Genomic DNA, 17,506 nt, shown 5'->3' with positions numbered 1-17,506 from the left:
AGGGAGCCCGTGTTTCCCACGGCGGTACCCGGGAGTTACCCCTGGGCAACAGTTCTCGCACACCGGTCCGTCGGGTGGTGTGAGAACGGCGCCGGCTACCGGTCGGGCACCGTCCGGACCGGGACCGCACCCGAGCTCCGCGCCCAGGCGACGGCCTCCGTACGGCGAGACACCCCGAGCTTGCGGTACAGGCTGCGCACCTGGGACTTCACCGTGTTCCGGGACACGAACAGGCGGGCGGCGATCTGCTGCAGGGTCGCGTCCTCGGCCAGGTGCCTGAGCACCACGACCTCGCGACGGGTGAGCCGGGACGCCCCCGCGGGACCAGCGCGGCGAGGGCGGAGCATCTCGGTCGTGGACATGCGGCGGACCTCCCGGGCGCGCGGGGACAGGGGTGACGGGTGTGGTTCGTGACGGGACGCCCCGCGGATGGGCCCAGGGCCGACGGGGATCGCCCGACCAGCAGCGCGTCCGACCGGCGCAAAGGTGCGGACCGGGACGCACCCCCCGCTCTAGACTCCGGATCATGTCCGTCCTCGCACCTCGGAACAGGCCTGACCTGTCCGGGCTGGGGCGACGCCCGGGCCGCGCGCCAGCCGACCACGGGGTGCAGATCATCGACACCCCGGCCATGCGTGTGCACCATCCGGCGGACCTCATGGGTCTGGTCCTGGCCTGCGTCGGCATCGCCGTGGTCGTGCTGCTGGCCGCCTACGCCACCGGAACCACGACGGGTGTCACCGAGGACGTCCAGGGCTTCGCGGTGGCCCTGCGGCGCATCCTCTTCCTGCCGATCGCGGTGCTCGAGGCCCTGATCACCATCCTGGCGCCGATCGCGGTGCTCACCGAGCTGGTGCTGCGGCGACTCGTCCGGCACGCCCTCGAGGCCGTGGTGGCCGGGGTGATCGGCATCCTGGTGGCCCTGCTGACCGCCTGGCTCATCACGAACCTGGGCGTCTCGGACATGGTCTGGTCGTTCAGCGTGCGGATCAACCAGGAGTGGATGGTCACCATCCCCGCGCTGCTCTCGGGCATGGCAGCCCTGCTGACCGCCGCCGGGGCCCGCAACCGCCGGCGCACCGTCGCGTGGTCGTGGAACCTGCTCTGGCTCGCGCTGGGTGTCGCGGTGATCACCGGCCTGGTCACGCTGCCCGGCGCCCTGGTCACCGTGCTGGTCGGGCGCGCCGTCGGCCTGGCCACCCGGTACGTCTCCGGGGTCCAGAGCGAGCGGGCCTACGGCGCCGCCCTGGTCGACGGCGTCCGCCGGGCAGGCTTCCAGCCGAGCCGCCTGGTGCGGGTCCGGGACGTCTCGCAGGACCACCCCGACGAGGCCCGGCCCGCGACCGGCGACGGGCACACCGGCGCACCGCCCCGGCAGGGCGACCCCGAACCGACCGACGACGCGGCGCTGGACCCCGCCGCGGTGGCCATCACCCGCTACGGCGACAACCGTGTCTACGCGATGACCACCACCGACGGCGACCGGCTGGACGTCGTCGTGCTCGACGGTGACCGGCAGGTGGTGGGCATGCTGACCCGCTTCTGGCGGTCGCTGCGGCTGCGGGGCATCGACGGGCGCGCCGTGGTCTCCCTGCGGCAGGCCACCGAGCGCGCGGCGCTGCTCTCCTACGCGGCCTGGTCGGCGGGGGTGGTCACCCCGCGGCTGCTCGGCCTGGCCGAGTCGGAGGACTCGATGCTGCTCATCCAGCAGCACGCCGAGGGCGCCGTCCCGCTGCGCGACGTCCCCACCGACGCCCTGACCGACGAGGTGCTCGACGCCGTGTGGGAGCAGCTGGGCCTGGCCCACTCGGCCGGCCTCGCCCACCGTGCGCTGACGTGCGACTCCGTGCTGGTCCGCACCACGGACCAGGACGGCCCGACCGCGTGGCTCACCGGGTGGGAGTCCGGTGACGTGGCCTCCTCAGAGCTCGCGCGGCGGATGGACCTGAGCCAGCTCATCGCGGTGCTCGCGCTGCGGGTCGGCGCCGAGCGCGCGGTCGCGTCGGCGAGCCGGGTGCTGCCCGACGCCGACCTCGTCCGCATCGGGCCGCTGCTGCAGACCATCGCGCTGCCCCGCACCACCCGTGAGGAGGCCCGTCGCAACCCGGGCGTCCTCGCCGAGGTCCGCGAGGCCCTGCTCGCCCTGCTCCCCGAGGCCGACCCGGAGCCCGAGCGCCTGGTGCGCTTCGGCGTCCGTACGGTGCTCACGATCGTCCTGACCGTCGCGGCCGTCGTCGTGGTCTTCACCACCTTCAACTACGACCAGATCGCTGCGGCCTTCAGCCAGGCACAACCCTGGTGGGCGGCCGTCGCCTTCGCCCTGGGTCTGGTCACCTTCGTCGGCTCGGCGATCTCCCTGGTCGCGTTCGCCCCGATCCGGCTGCCGCTGTGGCGCACCACCCTGGTCCAGGTCGCGGGGGCCTTCGTCGCACTGGTGGCCCCGGCCGGCGTCGGGCCCGCCGCCCTGAACCTGCGGATGCTCAACCGCCGCGGGGTGCACAACGCCCTGGCGGTGGCCTCGGTCGGGCTCGTCCAGGTCTCCCAGCTCATCACGACGCTCGCGCTGCTGCTCGTGCTGTCCCTGATCAGCGGCACCGGCGCGCCGCTGACCCTGCCCTCGCGCACCGTCATCGTCGTGGCGGCGGTCGTCGCGGTCGCCCTGGGCGCGGCGATGCTCGTGCCACCGGTGCGCTCGTGGGTCGTGGCCCGCACCGTTCCGGTGTGGCGCCAGACCTGGCCCCGGCTGATCCGCATGCTCTCCCAGCCGGGACGCCTCGCGCTGGCGGTCGCCGGGAACCTGCTGATGACGCTCAGCTACCTGGGGGCCTTCTACGCGTGCCTCGCGGCGTTCGGTCGGGAGCTCTCGCTGATCGACCTCGCGCTGATCTACCTGCTCGGCAACGCCGCGGGTGCCCTGGTCCCCACCCCGGGCGGGCTCGGTGCCATCGAGCTGGCCCTCTCGGGTGCGCTGGTCTCGGCCGGTGGGGTCCCGGCGCCGATCGCCCTGTCCGTGGTGGTGCTGTTCCGTGCCCTGACCTACTGGGCCCGCATCCCGTTCGGCTGGCTCGCGATGCGCTCGCTGCAGCGCCGCGGAGAGCTCTGAGGGGGCCGCGTGTCACTGGGCTTCTCGTGGCTCCGGCGCAAGGGTGGTGACGTCGTCATCCAGCGTGCGGGAGCTGTGGTCACGGTGCTGCGGGGCGGGCGGGCGGCGCAGTTCCTCGAGGAGGTCACCGCGGACGACGACCAGCAGGTCATGGCGCGGTGGACCGGCAGCTACCGGTTCGGCAACGAGCGCCAGGCCCGCGAGCACCCCCGCAACCGGGGGCGGCGGGGGTCGGGGCGCTAGACGCCGGACCTCTGCCGTCCCCGGGCCAGCAGGGCCTCACGGGCGACTCGCCCTGGTCACCCCTTGACGGCCCCTGCCGTCATCCCGGAGACGACGTACTTCTGCGCGAACAGGTAGAACGCCACCGCGGGGAGGGTGTACATGACGGCGACCGCCATGACCGTCTGCACCGGGGTGCTCAGCTCGCCGATGAAGCTCGCGAGCCCGACGGACATCGGCTGCATCGCCGGGTCGAACGCGAAGGTCACCGCGAAGACGTACTCGTTCCATCCGCTGAAGAACGAGATGACGGCTGTCGCAGCGATCGTCGGCGCGATCAGCGGCAGGTAGATCCTGGTCAGGATCCCGAACGGTCGGCACCCGTCGATCCGTGCGGACTCCTCCAGCTCGCGCGGGATGCCGTCGATCGCGCCCTTGAGGATGAACACCACGATGGGCAGGACGAAGGCCGTGCACACCAGGATGAGCCCGACCAGCGAGTTGAGCAGGTCGAGGATCCGGAAGAGGGCGAACAGCGGGACGACCAGCAGCGCCTCGGGCAGCATCTGGGTGAGGAAGAGCCCGATCACGATGATGCTCTTCCACCTGAACCTGAAGCGTGACAGGGCGTAGGCGAACGGCAGCGCGAGCACGGCCGTGAGGAGGCACGTCCCGGCCGCGATGATGGTGCTGTTCATCAGCCACCGCAGGACGTTGCCGCTCAGGGCCTCCCCGTAGGTGCCGAGGCGGGTGAGGTCCGGGAACATCTGGGCCGAGCTGCCGAACAGCGCCTGGTTGCTGGTCAGGGACGTGACGAACATCCAGTAGAGCGGGAAGACGGCGATCCCCAGGATGACCAGCACCCCGATGATCCGGGCCGAGGTCCCGATGTGGAGCCTTCTCATCAGAGGTCCTTCCGTTCGGCGCGGCGGGTAAGCAGCTGGCTCGCGATGACGACGCCGAGGGAGATCACGACGCCGACCATCCCGATCGCGGCAGCGGTGCCGAGCTCCTTGACCTCGAAGGCGCTCGAGTAGAGGTCGATCACGAGGGTTCTCGTCGCACCGATCGGGCCGCCCTTGGTCATGATCCAGATCAGCTCGAAGCGTCGGATCGACCAGATCGTCATCAGCAGGGCGAGCAGCGCGACGGTGGGCTTGATCACGGGCCAGGTCACGACCCGGAAGGTCCACATGCGTCCGGCGCCGTCCATCATCGCGGCCTCCCTGACCTCCTGGGGCACCGCCTGCAGGGCTGCCAGGAGCACCACGGAGCAGAAGGGGAAGAGCTGCCAGATCGTCGTGGCCAGCACGGCCGGCAGAGCGTAGGTCTGGTTGTCCAGGATCGATCCCCCGGGCACACCGAGCCCGACGGTGTCGAGCCAGCGGTTCACGATCCCGTACTGCGCGTTCATCATCCAGGTGGCGATCACGGCGACGGCCACGGAGGGCGCGGCCCAGGGGACCGCGATGAGGGCACGGGCGAGACCGCGCCCACGGAACGCGCTGTTGAGCATCAACGCCGAGCCCAGGCCCACGCTGATCGCCCCGACGACGCACACGATCACGTACACCAGCGTCGTGCGGAGAGTCTGCTGGAACGCCGGGCTCGTGAAGATGGCCACGTAGTTGTCGAGGCCGACCCACTCGCTCACGCTCGGGTTGAGCAGCGAGGTGCGGGTGAAGCTCATCCGCAGCTCCTCGAGCAACGGGAACCCTTGGAACAGCAGCAGGTAGACGGCGCCCGGTGCGAGGAACGCGAACGGGACCCAGCGGCTGCCCTGGATGCTCTTGCGCCGCTGCGACCTGCTCCGGGGCGTCGCCGATCTCTGTGCCTGGGAACTGAGGACGGTTGCCATCGGCTTTCCTCTCGGTGCGTCAGGGGTGGGCGGTGCGACCGGTGCACGAGGACGTGCTGATCCCTCGTGCACCGGTGCACATGCCCGGCTGTGGTGTCGGTCCGTGCTGTGGCGTCAGCCGCCGAACCGGGCGACGGCCATCTCCTGGGCCTCGTCCATGGCGGCCTGCATCGTCTTCTCGCCGTGCAGGGCGCTCAGCACCTGGTCGACGATGATGATCCGCAGCTCAGGGGTCTGCGCCTCGAACCCCTCGATGATCTGGGGCTGGGTGGAGTCCGTGAGGTCGTCGAACACCTGCAGGTAGGGCGCGGCGGCGAGCTGCTCGGCGCTCCGCTCGGTGTGGGTGGCCACACTTCCGGCGCCCATCACCTCCTGCAGGCTGACCTGGTTCTCGGGCTCGAGCATCCACTCGATGAACGACGCCGCGGCCTCCTTGTGCTCGCTGCCCGCGTTGATGGTGATCGGCACGATGATGCCGCCCTGGCTCTCGACGGGGAACGGGTTCGGGGCCGCAGCGATGTTCAGGTCAGGGTTGGCGCCCAGGAGGATGCCCGGGACGCCGCCGTTGTCGATCGTCATGGCGACGAGCCCCTCGGCGAACATCCGACGGTAGGTCGCAGCGTCCGCACCCCGGGGGATGACCTCGGCGTCGTACAGGGTCTGGTAGGCGGTCAGCCCTTCGACGACCTCGGGGGAGTTCAGCGTGAGCTCGGTCCCGTCAGAGAACGCCCCGCCGAAGCCGTAGACGTAGTTGTACAGGTCCTGCATCATGCCGGGCTCCTGCTCCTTGGTCTGGCGGAACGCCATGCCGTAGGTGCCGTCTCCCGTCAGCTCCTCGGACATCGCCAGGAAGTCCTCGAAGGTCGTCGGCGGTGTCTCGACGAGATCGGTGTTGTAGATGAGCGAGTAGCTGGCGACGTCGAACATCACGCCGTAGCGGGTGTCATCGACGAAGGCGTACGCGTCGGGACCCTCGATCAGGTCGTACTGGCCGAAGTCGATGTGGTCCTCGAGGGGCTCCAGCAGGCCGGCGGAGGCCGCCTGCACGAAGTCCGCCTGGTCGAACCGGATGAGGTCGGGTCCTTCCCCGCCACCGATCTGGGTCAGGACGGTCTGCGAGAAGGTCGCGAAGGGGATCCCCGCCGGTTCGACCCGGACGGCGTCCTGGCTGGTGTTGAAGCCGTCCAGCCAGGCTTCGAGCGCCTCGCCGCGGCCCGTCTCGGTGAAGGTGACGGCTGCGAACGTCAGCGTGACCGGCCCTTCGTCGGCCCCGCCTCCGTTGCTCGAGCAACCTGCCGCAATGAGGGTCACAGCGGTAGCGAGCGCCAACGTCTTTGGGGCGTTCTTCCTTACCATGGTCCGGTCCTCTCTCTCTTCATGGGGATGAACTGCTGAACCGTGCGATGTGGGGTCCTAGTAGCTGATGAGGACCTTGAGGTTCGTGGTGTCGCGGGTGGGTGCCTGCAGTGCCTCCGCCACGTGCTCCAGGGGGTAGCGCGCGGTCACGACGTCGTCGACGTCGACGAGCCCGTCCCTGACCAGGCCGATCGCCGTCGGGAAAGCACCCGCGTAGCGGAAGGCCGTCACGAGGTCGATCTCGTACCGCTGCATCAGGCCCAGGGGGACGCCGTCGACTGTCGGCCGGGCCTGCCCGACCACGGTGACCCGACCTGCCGGTCGCACCGTCCGCAACCCGTCAACGAGCGCGCCCGGGGCACCCGAGCACTCGATGAACCGGTCCTGGTCGGTGAGCGGGTAGCCGTCGGCCGTGGGAGCGATCACGTCGCGGATCCCGCGGTCCCGTGCGGCGCCCAGGCGGGCGTCGTCGATGTCGGCGAGGGTCACCGCACCGGCTCCGCGGGCGAGCGCGACCCGGGCCACGAGGAGCCCGATGGGGCCCGCCCCGCTGATCAGGACGCGGTCACCCGGCTGCACCTCGGCCCGCTCGACGGCCCATACCGCGACCGCGAGCGGTTCGATGATCGCCCCGCTCTCGGGTGCGAGGTTGTCGGGCAGGGCGTGCACGTTGGTGTCCGGCACGACCGCGTACCGGGCGAACAGCCCGTTCGTGGGGGGCGAGCCGAAGCAGCGGCCGTCGGGGCACACGTTGTGGCGCCCCGACCGACACGTCGGGCACCGCCCGCAGGGCAGGCTCGGCTCGATGGCGACCGGGGTCCCCGGATCCGTCCGCGCCTCGCTCCCGGCGACGACCACGACTCCGGCGGCCTCGTGCCCGAGGACGGTGGGCTGCCGGAGCTCGTTGGTGCCGTTGCGACCCGAGGCGAAGTAGTGCACGTCCGAGCCGCAGATCCCGCCCGAACGCATCTCGACCAGGACGTCGGTCGGCGTCATCGGGGGGAGGTCGAGCTCCTCGAGCCGGACGTCTCCTGGCGCGTGCAGCACGGCGGCGGTGGTGCGTTCGGGGTCTCGGACGCCCTGCGCGGTCGCGTGGGTCACGGTGCGCCCACCGCCCCGGTCGGGTCCTGCGCCGTCGGCTCGCGACCGGCGTCGGATGCCGACGCCGCCTCGCGGGCGGCCGCTCGCGGCCCGGAACGGGTGATCGTGTCGAGCAGCTCTCCCACCCGGTCGATGAAGTCGCCGCGGGCGGCGAGCTCGGCCGGGAAGATGCGTCCGCCGTCGAACACCAGGTGTGCCAGCTCGACCCCCGACCGGGCACGGGCGGACAGGGCCGCGAGCCGCTGCGCGGCAGGGTCCTGGATGGCACGGGCGTGCTGTCCCGGGTCGAATCCTGAGGGTGGGGCGACGCAAGCGAGATAGGCCGCGACCGTCAACGCCAGGTGGTGGGGCATGGTTCCCGCGTCGAGCAGGGCGAGCGCGGGGACGCAGACGCGTTGCGGCAGCTTGACCGATCCGTCGGAACCCACCTGGCTCGTGCGGTGGCCCAGGGCCGAGTTCTGCCAGCGGACGAACAGCGCCTCCTCGTACTCGCCCGCATCGACGCCGCTGGGGATCCTGACGCTCGGCAGGTACTCGTCCCTGAGCACGGACCGGGCCGCCCCGCGGATGGACTCGTCGGCGATCGACTCCGGGATGGTTGCGTGGCCGTTGAGGGCACCGAGGTAGGCGATGAGCGAGTGGGTGCCGTTGAGCAGCCTGAGCTTCATCTCCTCGTACCGGTCCACCTCCGGGGAGAAGACGGCGCCGCCGGACTCCCAGTGCGGGCGACCGCCCGCGAACTCGTCCTCGATGACCCACATGCTGAACGGCTCGGCGGGGACCGGGACGGCGTCGACGTACCCGAGCGCCGAGGTCACGGCGGTGCGGTGGGAGTCCAGGGTCGCCGGGACGATCCTGTCCACCATCGAGCTCGGGAAGCGCACATGGCTCTCGACCCAGGCGGCGAGCTCCGCGGCCTGGGCCCCGTCGAGGGCTTCGATGAAGTCGAGCACCAGTTGCCCGGTCCGCCGGCCGTTGTGGGCGAGGTTGTCGCAGCTGAGCACGGTGATCGGCTCGCCGCACCCCAGCATGCGCTGCTGAAGACCTCGGGTGATCTGCCCGATCGTGGAGAGCGGACCGGCGGCGTCCTCGAGGTCGTGGCGGATGGTGGCGTCGTCGAGGTCGAGCCGCCCGGTCTCGGGCGAGAAGGTGTAGCCGTGCTCGGTCACGGTGAGCGAGACGATGCGGACACCGGGTTCGGCGATCGACCGCACCACCCGGCCGGGCTCGTCCCGGCCGACGAGGACGTCGGTGTGCACCCGCGGGACGGAGTACCGGCTGCTGGACGGTTCGATGGTCGCGACCGTGTAGAGCAGGTCCTGCTCCCGCATGGCGTCGACCACCTGGCGCGAGCGGCTCGCGACACCGATGATCCCCCAGTCACCCCCACGCTCGGCGATGGCCGCGTCGGTGTAGACGGCCTGGTGCGCCCGGTGGAAGCTACCGAGGCCGAGGTGGACGATTCCCGCCTGGGGCATCTGGCCCTGACGGCGCAGGAGCGAGGTCGGCGCGGTCGCCCGGCTGAGACGGTTCGTGGAGGGTCGAGACATGGGTCACCAGTCCTTCATCGTGCCGTCGCGGTCTCGCGCGATCGGGAGGTAGGCCTGCTCGTACGGGAAGCGGGCGGCTGCCTGCTCGTCGACCGTGACACCCAGCCCGGGGGCGTCGCCGGGGTGCAGGTAGCCGTCGTCGAAGCGGTAGCTCGCCTGGAACACCTCGCTCACGAGCGGGCCGTACCCCATGAGCTCCTGGATGGCGAAGTTGGTGGTCGCGAGGCCGACGTGCAGCGACGCGGCGATGCTGATCGGGGAGACGTCCGAGGGTCCGTGCGGTCCGCCCTTGACCTGGTACACCTCGGCGAACGCGAGGATCTTGCGCAGGTGCGAGATCCCACCGACGTGCGAGACGGCGGTGCGGATGTAGTCGACGAGACGTTCGGAGATCAGCTCGTGGCAGTCCCAGATCGTGTTGAACACCTCACCGATGGCCAGCGGGGTGGTCGTCTTGTCCCGCACCGCGCGCAGGAGGTGCTGGTTCTCCGCCGGGATGACGTCCTCGAGCCAGTAGAGGTCGACGGGCTCGAGCGACCTGGCCAGGCGTCCGGCCTCGGTGGGGTTGAGCCGGTGGTGGGCGTCGTGGAGCAGGTGCAGATCGGGCCCGACGTGCTCGCGCAGGCCGGTGAGGATCGTCGGCGCCTGGCGCAGGTAGGCCGGTGTGTCCCAGGTCTCCTCGGCGGGCCCCACCCCTCGGCCGGCGGGCTCGTAGCTGGCCGCGCCCCTCGTGACCCCGTAGACCTTGTCCAGCCCGGGCACGCCGAACTGCGCGCGGACGGCGCGGAATCCCTGGTCGCGTCGCGCCTCGACCGAGTCGATGAGCTCGGGCAGGTCCCAGCCGGTCGCATGGGTGTAGCTCAGTATCCGGTCACGGACCGCTCCTCCCAGGAGCCGGTGGACCGGGACGCCCAGCGTCTTGCCGAGGATGTCCCACAGTGCGAGGTCGACGGCACCGATCGCGGCCATGGTGACCGGTCCGCGGCGCCAGTAGACCCCGCGGTACAGGTACTGCCAGATGTCCTCGATACGATCGGCGGCCTTCCCGACCAGCGTGGGCCCCACGTGGTCGCGCAGGTAGCTGGCGACCGCCAGCTCCCGTCCGTTGAGGGTGGCGTCACCCCACCCGACCACCCCGTCGGAGGTGGTGATCTTCAGCACGACGTAGTTGCGCGACGGGCTCGTGACGATCACGTCGACGGCGTCGATGAGCTGACTCATCGCGGTCGCACCTCGTTCTGGAGCGGCCGGTCGTCGTGGAGGCGGGTGATGTTGTCCGCGATGTCCAGGACCCGACCCCGGAACGTGTCGGTGGTGATCCCCGAGGAGTGCGGTGTCATCACCACGTTCTCGAGGGAGCTGAACGGCAAGGTGCTCGGGGCGGTCGGTGCGCCGTCGGTGGGGTACTGGTACCAGACGTCGAGCGCCGCCCCCGCGATGCGCCTGTCGCGCAGCGCCTCGTAGAGGTCGCCCTCGTGGACCACGCGGCCCCGGGCGACGTTGACGAGCAGCCCGCCGGTGCCGAGCAGGTCGAGCTCCTGCCTGCGCACCAGGTGCTCGGTCTCGGCCACCAGCGGGATGCTGATGACCAGGACCTCGCTCTCCGCGAGGGCGTCGTGGAGCCGGGTGTTCGTGCCGACCCACCGCAGGCCGTGCTCGGCGGGGTCGGCCGAGCCGGACGCGGTGATGGCGATGCCCTCGACCCCGAAGCAGCGCAGCAGGTTCCACGCGTGCTGACCGATGTGGCCGAAACCGAGGAAGGTGGCCACCGCCCCTCGGAGCGTGGCGGGCTGGCTCAGGCGCCGGTCGTAGACGGGTGAGGACCACACCCCGGCGCGCAGGGCTGCGTCCTGGAGCAGGGTTCGCCGTCGCAGCACCACCAGGGACGCCGCGACGTACTCGGCGATCGAGGCCTCGTGGTGGTAGGTGTTGGCGCACCGCACCCCGGCACGCAGACCCGTCCGGTCGATCCCGTCGGTGCCGGCGCCGGCCGCGTGCACCAGGCGCAGGGCCGTGGCTCCGTCCGCGAGGGCGCGGGGTAGGACCGAGCCGACGAAGACCTCGGCGTCGGTGATCTCCCGGGCGATCTCGGGGTCGGTCACGCCGTCGAACCACAGGGCACCGACGCCGGGCGGCAGGTGCGCCTCCATGAGGTCGCGGTGCGGCCGGAGGTTCGCGTCGGCGATGATCACCTTCATGTCAGGTCCCGATCCGCGGCGGCGCGCACGGGCGGGGCGTCTGTCGATCCCCGGACGATCAGCTGGGACGTGCGGTGGTCCTCCCGAGGAGCCGGGCCCTTGCCGCCGATCAGGTCGGTCAGCAGGGTGAACGCCTGGGTGCCGCCCTGGGCGATGTCGACCCGGATCGACGTCAGGCCGGGCACCGCCACCGCGGCGATGTTGAGGTCGTCGATGCCGATGATGCTGAGGTCCCGAGGGCAGTGGAGCCCGAGGCTGCGGGCGCCGGACTGCAGGCCCAGCGCGACGAGGTCGTTGTAGGCGAGCACCGCCGTTGCGCCGCTTGAGACGACGGGCGCGGCAGCGGCGAGTCCACCCTCGACCGTCGCGGACTGGTTGCCCACGACCGTCAGCCTCATGCCCCACTGGGTGGCGACCTCGGTCGCGACCTCGTGCCGTCGCTGGTTCGCCCACGCGTTGGCCGGGCCCGGGACGTAGGCGACGTGGCGGTGGCCGAGGGCGTGGAGGTGCTCGAACGCCTGGCTGATGCCGGCGTCCGCACCCATCAGGACGGAGGGGCAGAAGTCGACCGCCGCGTTGATGACGACCAGCGGGGTCAGGCCGATCGCCGACTTGATGACGTCGCTGGGCAAGCGGGGCGAGGCGAGGATCACGCCGCTGACGCCGAGACCGATCGTGGTCAGGATCTCCTGCTCCCGGGCCGGGTGCTCGGCCGTGTTGGCCAGGATCATCTTGTGCCGACCGTTCCAGGCCTGCTCCTGGATGGCGGCGATGAGAGCCGCGAACACGGGGTTGGCGGCGTCCGGGACCACGACCGCGAAGGTCAGCGAGCGCTGCGGTGCCGTGACGCCGTAGCCGAGGTCGGCGGCTGCCTCCTGGACCCGGGCCCGGGTGCTCGCTGCGAGGCGGTCGGGCTCTTTGAACGCCCGCGAGGCGGTGGCCAGCGACACGCCGGCTGCCTGCGCGACGTCGGTCAGGGTGGCAGCCATCCGCTCCTCCAGGTGCATCATCGCCAAGTGGTGAAAACCACTATGACGATGTTGTACAAGCCTGTCAAGAATTTGACCCGGCTCTCACCGTGGAGGCAGTCGGTCGCCCCTTACCCCCGCCGCACGAGTGCCCGGGTGCTCAGCGTCAGACCCACGGCGCACCACACGAGCAGCACGACCAGGTCGCGCAGGACGACGTCGTACGTCCCGCTCGCGAGCCCGGCGCGCAGCAGGTCCGCGGCGGGGCGCACGGGCAGCACGTCGTGCACACCCTGGAACCACCCGGGCAGCTGGGTGGTGGGGAAGGTGATGGGTGAGAAGAGCAGCACGAAGAACACCAGCACCTGGCTGATGAGCTGGGCAAGCATCGGCGGCAGGGTCACCGCGATGGCGTACCCGACCGAGGTCGCGGTGAGCACCACGAGCAGCGAGGCACCCACGAGCAGCGGCCAGTGCAGCGAGAGGCTCAGGTCGTAGCGGAGCTGGGCGACCAGGACAGCGACGGCCACGCTCGGCACGGACACGATCATCCACACGGTCAGGTCGGCCAGGAGCACCAGCGGCCTGGCCACGGGCAGCGCGCGCATGTAGGTGAAGGTCCCGTCGGTGCGCGCGCGGGCCACGCCCTGCGGCACCATCACCAGACCCACGGTCATGAGCAGCACGGTCGGCGCACCGGTGGACAGGAACAGGGCCGTGGGTGCGTCGATGTCGGGGATCAGGAAGCCGAAGCCCACGATGATGCCCGCGGCCATCAGGGCCTGGACCACGACGAGCAGCGGGAGCATCCCGCCGATCTGGGCCAGCTGCCAGCGCAGCAGGGTCAGGTAGGTGGTCCCCGGCCCCACCCGCACGGGCTCGAAGGTCAGGGGTCGGCGGTCGGTGGTGAGCGTGGTCTCAGACATGGGTCGGCTCCGGTGCGGCGAGGGGGGTGGTCTCGGTCACGGCGAGGTAGGCGTCCTCGAGGGTCGCCGGGGCGAGCGAGTAGCTGTCCAGGTCGCCCTGCTCACGCCGCCCGGTGGCCCAGGCGACGGCGGACGCGGCCTGCGCGGCGGGAAGGGTCAGCAGCACGCGCCGGCCCGCCCGTACCCGACGGGTCACCGGCAGCGGGACCCGGTCGAGCGGGTCGGAGGGGTCCTGCGTCCCTGGGGCGAGCACGAGCTCGAGACGGACGTCGGTGTCGTGGCTTCCGCGCAAGGTGCTCGGCGTCCCGGCGGCGACGACCCGTCCGCGGTCCATCACCACGAGCTCGTCGACCACCCGCTCGGCCTCGACCACGTTGTGCGTCACCAGCAGCACCCCGGAGCCCTGGTCGCCCAGGCGGCGCACCGCGGCCCACAGGCGGCGGCGGCGCGAGGCGTCGATGTCGTTGGTCGGCTCGTCGAGCACCACCAGGGGCGTGGGGGCCGCGATGGCCATCGCGAAGGCCGTGATGCGTCGGACGCCGCCGGACAGCCCTCCTCCCTCAGGGAGCGCGCGACGGTCCATCCAGTCCCCGATGTCGAGCTCCTCCCCGAGCTCGCCGGCCACCGTCCGTGCCCGCAGGGCCGACAGGCCGCGGATCCGGCCGGCGATCTCGATCGCGGTGCGCGGCGTCAGCCCGTCGAGCGGGGCCTGGGCCTGGGCCTGGAGCGCGACCCGACGGCGCGCGGCCGCAGGGTCGGCGACCGCGTCGATGCCGGCGACCTCGATGCTCCCGGCGTCGGGCTTGAGCAGCCCGACGATCTGCGAGACCAGGGTGGTCTTGCCGGCCCCGTTGTGGCCGAGCAGTCCGACCACCTCGCCCGGCCGGACCCGCAGCGTCACGCCGTCGTTCGCGGTCACGCTGCCGAACCGGCGGGTCAGGTCCCGCACCGTCAGCACGTCCTGGTTCATCGCTGTCCTCCTGCTCGCACTCTCAGATTCTCCCGGTTTCTGGAGACTAGCAGTATCCGGATACCGACGGTAGTCCGGATTAGGATGGCGTCATGACCCCGCGCCCCGGACCGACCGCGACCGACGAATCGACGTCGCCACCCACCCGCGCCGAGCGGCAGCAGCAGACCCGCGCCGCACTGGTGGATGCGGCTCGTGAGGTCTTCGCTCGGGACGGCTTCCACGCCGCCAGGTTGGACCTGATCGCCCGCGAGGCAGGGTTCTCCAAGGGGGCCGTCTACTCGAACTTCGCGAGCAAGGCCGACCTCTTCCTTGCCGTGATGGACGCCAACCTCGCCACCGTGGGGCACGAGCCCTGGGACCCGTTCGGCGAGGCCGAGGTCGGTTCCCCGACCTGCGCCGCCGGCGACACCGACGACATCGAGAGCGCTGAGGCCTCCGAGGATGCCGAGACCTCCGAGGCGATGCGGGGGTTCGCCCTGGCGACGCTGGAGTTCATCGCGACAGCGGGACGCGACCCCGGCCTGACCGCACAGCTCTCGGCGCGGATCCAGCTCCTCCTGGACCTCTACACCGGTGTGGCCGACACCGCCCGCTCCGAGCAGGACCCTCTCGGCTCGGCCGAGCTCGGTGCGCTGCTCACGGCCCTGGACCAGGGTGCCGCCCTGCTCACCCTCGGGGGCGTCGCGACGATCGACCAGCGGGTGCTCCGCGCCGGGCTGCGTCGGCTCGCGTCACCGGGTCGGGCGGCCGAGGGTCACGAGGACGCGTCGCCGGGCGCCCCCGCGCTGCACGACGAAGAGCTGCGTCGCAGGATCATCCGGTCGATGCGGGAGGGTCACCAGCAGGCCGCCCAGGGCTGACCGCGACGGGGTCCGCCTCGACCCCCGGCAGCAGCTCCTGACGGGACCACGCCGCCTCGCTGCCGGGGCGCTGCCACATCAGCACACGGTCGTGCCCGCGGTGGGCCAGGGCGACCCGCAGGTCGAGGTCAGCGCCATGCAGCGCCCGGTCGACCAGGTCCGCAGCGGTGAGCAGCGCGAGGTGCTCGACCCTCTCGTCGCCGTCCGGGGCCAGGGTCTGGCCGTTCGTCGCACGGAGCGGTTCGGAGCCGGCCGCCGCGTCGGGGACCGTCCCACCCAGCACCAGCGGGGCCAGGCGCACGTCACCGATCTCGCAGCCCAGGGCCTCGTCGAGGAACTCGCTCACCGGCACCTCGGTGAACCGACGTGGCGGGCGGCCGAACCCGTACGCGCTGACGCTCCACGCACCGGCGGTCTGCGGTGCAGAGCCGACCTCCACGTACAGGGTGTCCACGACGTCGTCGTCGGAGGCCTCGAGCAGGAAGTCCTTGGACGCGCACTTCGCCGCGGCCTCACCGAGCCAGCGCGCCACCTCCTCCACGGGGGTGTCGAAGCCGGACTCGGACCACGGGGACGGGTCCCCCCGGTCTGCCCGCAGGCTGGAACGCAGATCGGCCAGGGTCGCCCGGAGGTCGACGTCGCGCGAGACGAGCATGGTGGGGAGCCTACGGCTCGCAGCGCCCCGGGTGGACCCCCGAGGTCCCGGGATCTGACGGTCGGACTGCTCCACCATGCCCGCTCCGGAAAACACCATCGGTGTCGTGCACGGTGCCGGTAGCGTGCCCGAAGGGCCCCGCCGGGCCCGCAGGACGCGATCGAGGGGGCTTCATGCAGGACCAGGCGTGGGTGGCGCACGCACCGAGGTCGGGGGTGTCGTTCGCGACGACGACGGCGGTCGAGGGAGAGGGCACACCGTCCGACCCGCAGGCCACGGGACCGCAGGACCGGCCCGAGCTGGCCGACGTCGGCCGTCTCGTCCGGCGCGGGGTGCGCGGTGTGGTCGCTGCGGCACGCGCCGGTGAGGTCACGACCCTGACGTCGATCCTGCGGGAGCACCTCGGGACGGACAGCGCCGGGATGCCCGTGGTCGAGGAGTCGTGGCCCGCGTACGAGCACGTCAACGTGCAGGCCGGCGTGGACGCCTGGCTCGCCGCGACCGGCGCCGAGGTGAAGGTCGTGGGGATCGTCGGCTTCCAGCACCGGCCCTTCGGCCTGGGTGACCTGCTCGCGCAGGAGGCGCGTGACCCGTACGGCCCCCGCCCGGGCAACGTCGCCCGTCTGAACCTGCCCTGCGGACCCGACGGCGAGGTGCGCGCCTGCGTCCGGTGCGCGCTGTACCTGGTCACCGACGGCCCGACCCGGACCGTCCTGCTGCTGCGCGGCGCCGAGCCCGAGTCGGGCATCGGCCAGGTGACCGTGCAGGTCGTCAGCACCGACCCGACCCGGGGCCCCGAGGCCGCCCGCGAGATCCGGGCGGCGACCATCGAGCGCAACGTCTTCCGTGGCCACGTGCTGTCCTTCGCGCAGGAGATGTTCGGCCACGGGCAGACCGCGCTGCACTTCCACCGGCGCCCGACCCTCACCGCCGAGCAGCTCATCCTCCCGACGCAGACGATCGCGGCCGTCGAGCGCCAGGTGGTGGGCGTGGCCGAGCACAAGGCGGCACTCCTGGCCGCGGGCCAGCACCTCAAGCGCGGGCTGCTGCTCTACGGGCCGCCCGGCGTCGGCAAGACCCACACCGTGCGCTACCTGACCGCGAGCCTGCACGGCACCACGGTGCTCCAGCTCTCGGGCGACGCCCTGCACCTGATCGGTGAGGCCTGCTCGGTGGCGCGCACCCTGGCCCCGTCGATGGTGATCATCGAGGACGTCGACCTCATCGCCGAGGACCGCGGCATGCACCCCGGTCAGCACCCGCTGCTGTTCCAGCTGCTCAACGAGATGGACGGCCTCGCCGAGGACGCCGACGTCGTCTTCGTGCTGACCACCAACCGGGCGGACCTGCTCGAGCCGGCCCTGGCGGCGCGGCCCGGCCGGGTCGACCAGGCCATCGAGCTGCACCTGCCGGACGCCGAGGGGCGCCGCGCCCTGGTCGAGCTCTACCGCGGGGGCCTGGCCCTGCCCGACGGCGCCGCGGACGACGTCGTGCGGCGCACCGAGGGGGTGACCGCCTCGTTCCTCAAGGAGCTGCTGCGGCGGGCGGCCCTGGTCGCCGGGGACCGTCTGCCGACCGTGAGCGCGGACGACCTGACCACCGCCCTGGACGAGCTGCTCGAGACGCGCAACGCGATGACCCGGACGCTGCTCGGTGGTGGCGCTCCCGGCTCAGGACCGTCGGTCCCGGAGGGCTGAGCCGGGCCGACGCGTCCGACGCCGGCGCGAGGGGTCGGC

Annotated in this window: 16 protein-coding genes; 4 read left to right on the top strand and 12 right to left on the bottom strand. The window is 71.9% G+C overall.

Features of this window, described 5'->3' with window-relative positions:
- Positions 1-95 precede the first annotated feature (95 nt).
- Positions 96-362, bottom strand: coding sequence for a response regulator transcription factor (locus M1R94_RS11425; protein ID WP_249381827.1), 267 nt, complete (start codon positions 360-362; stop codon positions 96-98).
- A 164-nt stretch (positions 363-526) separates the two neighbouring features.
- Here M1R94_RS11425 and M1R94_RS11420 point away from each other — a divergent pair, with 164 nt between their 5' ends.
- Positions 527-3,103 (top strand): flippase-like domain-containing protein, encoded by a 2,577-nt coding sequence (locus M1R94_RS11420; RefSeq protein ID WP_249381826.1) that lies wholly within the window; start codon positions 527-529, stop codon positions 3,101-3,103.
- A 9-nt stretch (positions 3,104-3,112) separates the two neighbouring features.
- A complete protein-coding gene (locus M1R94_RS11415) occupies positions 3,113-3,346 on the top strand; it encodes a hypothetical protein (RefSeq protein ID WP_249381825.1) in 234 nt (77 codons plus the stop codon).
- A gap of 56 nt (positions 3,347-3,402) precedes the next feature.
- On the opposite strand, the gene M1R94_RS11410 is transcribed toward M1R94_RS11415, so the two are convergent.
- The 10 genes from M1R94_RS11410 to M1R94_RS11365 form a co-directional block, all read right to left on the bottom strand.
- Positions 3,403-4,230: a carbohydrate ABC transporter permease gene (locus tag M1R94_RS11410; RefSeq protein WP_249381824.1), complete on the bottom strand. Its 828-nt coding sequence runs from the start codon at positions 4,228-4,230 to the stop codon at positions 3,403-3,405.
- The gene (locus M1R94_RS11405; protein WP_249381823.1) at positions 4,230-5,183 is read right to left on the bottom strand and encodes a carbohydrate ABC transporter permease; all 954 of its coding nucleotides are present in this window, start codon (positions 5,181-5,183) and stop codon (positions 4,230-4,232) included. Before M1R94_RS11405 ends, M1R94_RS11410 begins: the two co-directional genes overlap by 1 nt.
- Before the next feature lie 114 nt (positions 5,184-5,297).
- Positions 5,298-6,494 (bottom strand): ABC transporter substrate-binding protein, encoded by a 1,197-nt coding sequence (locus M1R94_RS11400; RefSeq protein ID WP_249381822.1) that lies wholly within the window; start codon positions 6,492-6,494, stop codon positions 5,298-5,300.
- Between the two features lie 102 nt (positions 6,495-6,596).
- Positions 6,597-7,640, bottom strand: a complete 1,044-nt coding sequence (locus M1R94_RS11395) for an alcohol dehydrogenase catalytic domain-containing protein (protein ID WP_249381821.1) — start codon at positions 7,638-7,640, stop codon at positions 6,597-6,599.
- Positions 7,637-9,190 carry a mannitol dehydrogenase family protein gene (locus M1R94_RS11390; RefSeq protein ID WP_249381820.1) on the bottom strand — a complete coding sequence of 518 codons (1,554 nt, stop codon included), beginning with the start codon at positions 9,188-9,190 and terminating at the stop codon, positions 7,637-7,639. The genes M1R94_RS11395 and M1R94_RS11390 overlap by 4 nt, the downstream gene beginning before the upstream one ends.
- Before the next feature lie 3 nt (positions 9,191-9,193).
- Positions 9,194-10,411 carry a D-mannonate dehydratase ManD gene (manD, locus tag M1R94_RS11385; RefSeq protein WP_249381819.1) on the bottom strand — a complete coding sequence of 406 codons (1,218 nt, stop codon included), beginning with the start codon at positions 10,409-10,411 and terminating at the stop codon, positions 9,194-9,196.
- The gene (locus tag M1R94_RS11380; RefSeq protein WP_249381818.1) at positions 10,408-11,388 is read right to left on the bottom strand and encodes a 2-hydroxyacid dehydrogenase; all 981 of its coding nucleotides are present in this window, start codon (positions 11,386-11,388) and stop codon (positions 10,408-10,410) included. The genes manD and M1R94_RS11380 overlap by 4 nt, the downstream gene beginning before the upstream one ends.
- Positions 11,385-12,377, bottom strand: a complete 993-nt coding sequence (locus M1R94_RS11375; protein WP_249381817.1) for a LacI family DNA-binding transcriptional regulator — start codon at positions 12,375-12,377, stop codon at positions 11,385-11,387. Before M1R94_RS11375 ends, M1R94_RS11380 begins: the two co-directional genes overlap by 4 nt.
- 110 nt (positions 12,378-12,487) lie before the next feature.
- Positions 12,488-13,282, bottom strand: a complete 795-nt coding sequence (locus M1R94_RS11370; RefSeq protein WP_249381816.1) for an ABC transporter permease — start codon at positions 13,280-13,282, stop codon at positions 12,488-12,490.
- Positions 13,275-14,252: an ABC transporter ATP-binding protein gene (locus M1R94_RS11365; protein ID WP_249381815.1), complete on the bottom strand. Its 978-nt coding sequence runs from the start codon at positions 14,250-14,252 to the stop codon at positions 13,275-13,277. Before M1R94_RS11365 ends, M1R94_RS11370 begins: the two co-directional genes overlap by 8 nt.
- Before the next feature lie 92 nt (positions 14,253-14,344).
- Here M1R94_RS11365 and M1R94_RS11360 point away from each other — a divergent pair, with 92 nt between their 5' ends.
- Positions 14,345-15,115: a helix-turn-helix domain-containing protein gene (locus M1R94_RS11360; protein ID WP_249381814.1), complete on the top strand. Its 771-nt coding sequence runs from the start codon at positions 14,345-14,347 to the stop codon at positions 15,113-15,115.
- Here the strand turns inward: M1R94_RS11360 and M1R94_RS11355 are convergent.
- Complete coding sequence (locus M1R94_RS11355; RefSeq protein ID WP_249381813.1) at positions 15,069-15,770, bottom strand: hypothetical protein; 702 nt, start codon at positions 15,768-15,770, stop codon at positions 15,069-15,071. The genes M1R94_RS11360 and M1R94_RS11355 overlap by 47 nt on opposite strands.
- A gap of 173 nt (positions 15,771-15,943) precedes the next feature.
- Here M1R94_RS11355 and M1R94_RS11350 point away from each other — a divergent pair, with 173 nt between their 5' ends.
- Complete coding sequence (locus tag M1R94_RS11350) at positions 15,944-17,467, top strand: AAA family ATPase (protein ID WP_249381812.1); 1,524 nt, start codon at positions 15,944-15,946, stop codon at positions 17,465-17,467.
- Positions 17,468-17,506 lie beyond the last annotated feature (39 nt).

It is taken from the genome of Actinotalea alkalitolerans (genome assembly GCF_023369855.1).
Taxonomy (GTDB): domain Bacteria; phylum Actinomycetota; class Actinomycetes; order Actinomycetales; family Cellulomonadaceae; genus Actinotalea.
Note: the sequence above shows the minus strand (reverse complement) of the source record. Positions and strands in the feature narration are given on the sequence as shown.

Coding starts and splice junctions, on each gene's coding strand:
- M1R94_RS11425 (WP_249381827.1), bottom strand. CDS start 362: ATGTCCACGACCGAGATGCTCCGCCCTCGCCGCGCTGGTCCCGCGGGG.
- M1R94_RS11420 (WP_249381826.1), top strand. CDS start 527: ATGTCCGTCCTCGCACCTCGGAACAGGCCTGACCTGTCCGGGCTGGGG.
- M1R94_RS11410 (WP_249381824.1), bottom strand. CDS start 4,230: ATGAGAAGGCTCCACATCGGGACCTCGGCCCGGATCATCGGGGTGCTG.
- M1R94_RS11405 (WP_249381823.1), bottom strand. CDS start 5,183: ATGGCAACCGTCCTCAGTTCCCAGGCACAGAGATCGGCGACGCCCCGG.
- M1R94_RS11390 (WP_249381820.1), bottom strand. CDS start 9,190: ATGTCTCGACCCTCCACGAACCGTCTCAGCCGGGCGACCGCGCCGACC.
- manD (WP_249381819.1), bottom strand. CDS start 10,411: ATGAGTCAGCTCATCGACGCCGTCGACGTGATCGTCACGAGCCCGTCG.
- M1R94_RS11380 (WP_249381818.1), bottom strand. CDS start 11,388: ATGAAGGTGATCATCGCCGACGCGAACCTCCGGCCGCACCGCGACCTC.
- M1R94_RS11375 (WP_249381817.1), bottom strand. CDS start 12,377: ATGGCTGCCACCCTGACCGACGTCGCGCAGGCAGCCGGCGTGTCGCTG.
- M1R94_RS11370 (WP_249381816.1), bottom strand. CDS start 13,282: ATGTCTGAGACCACGCTCACCACCGACCGCCGACCCCTGACCTTCGAG.
- M1R94_RS11365 (WP_249381815.1), bottom strand. CDS start 14,252: ATGAACCAGGACGTGCTGACGGTGCGGGACCTGACCCGCCGGTTCGGC.
- M1R94_RS11360 (WP_249381814.1), top strand. CDS start 14,345: ATGACCCCGCGCCCCGGACCGACCGCGACCGACGAATCGACGTCGCCA.
- M1R94_RS11355 (WP_249381813.1), bottom strand. CDS start 15,770: ATGCTCGTCTCGCGCGACGTCGACCTCCGGGCGACCCTGGCCGATCTG.
- M1R94_RS11350 (WP_249381812.1), top strand. CDS start 15,944: ATGCAGGACCAGGCGTGGGTGGCGCACGCACCGAGGTCGGGGGTGTCG.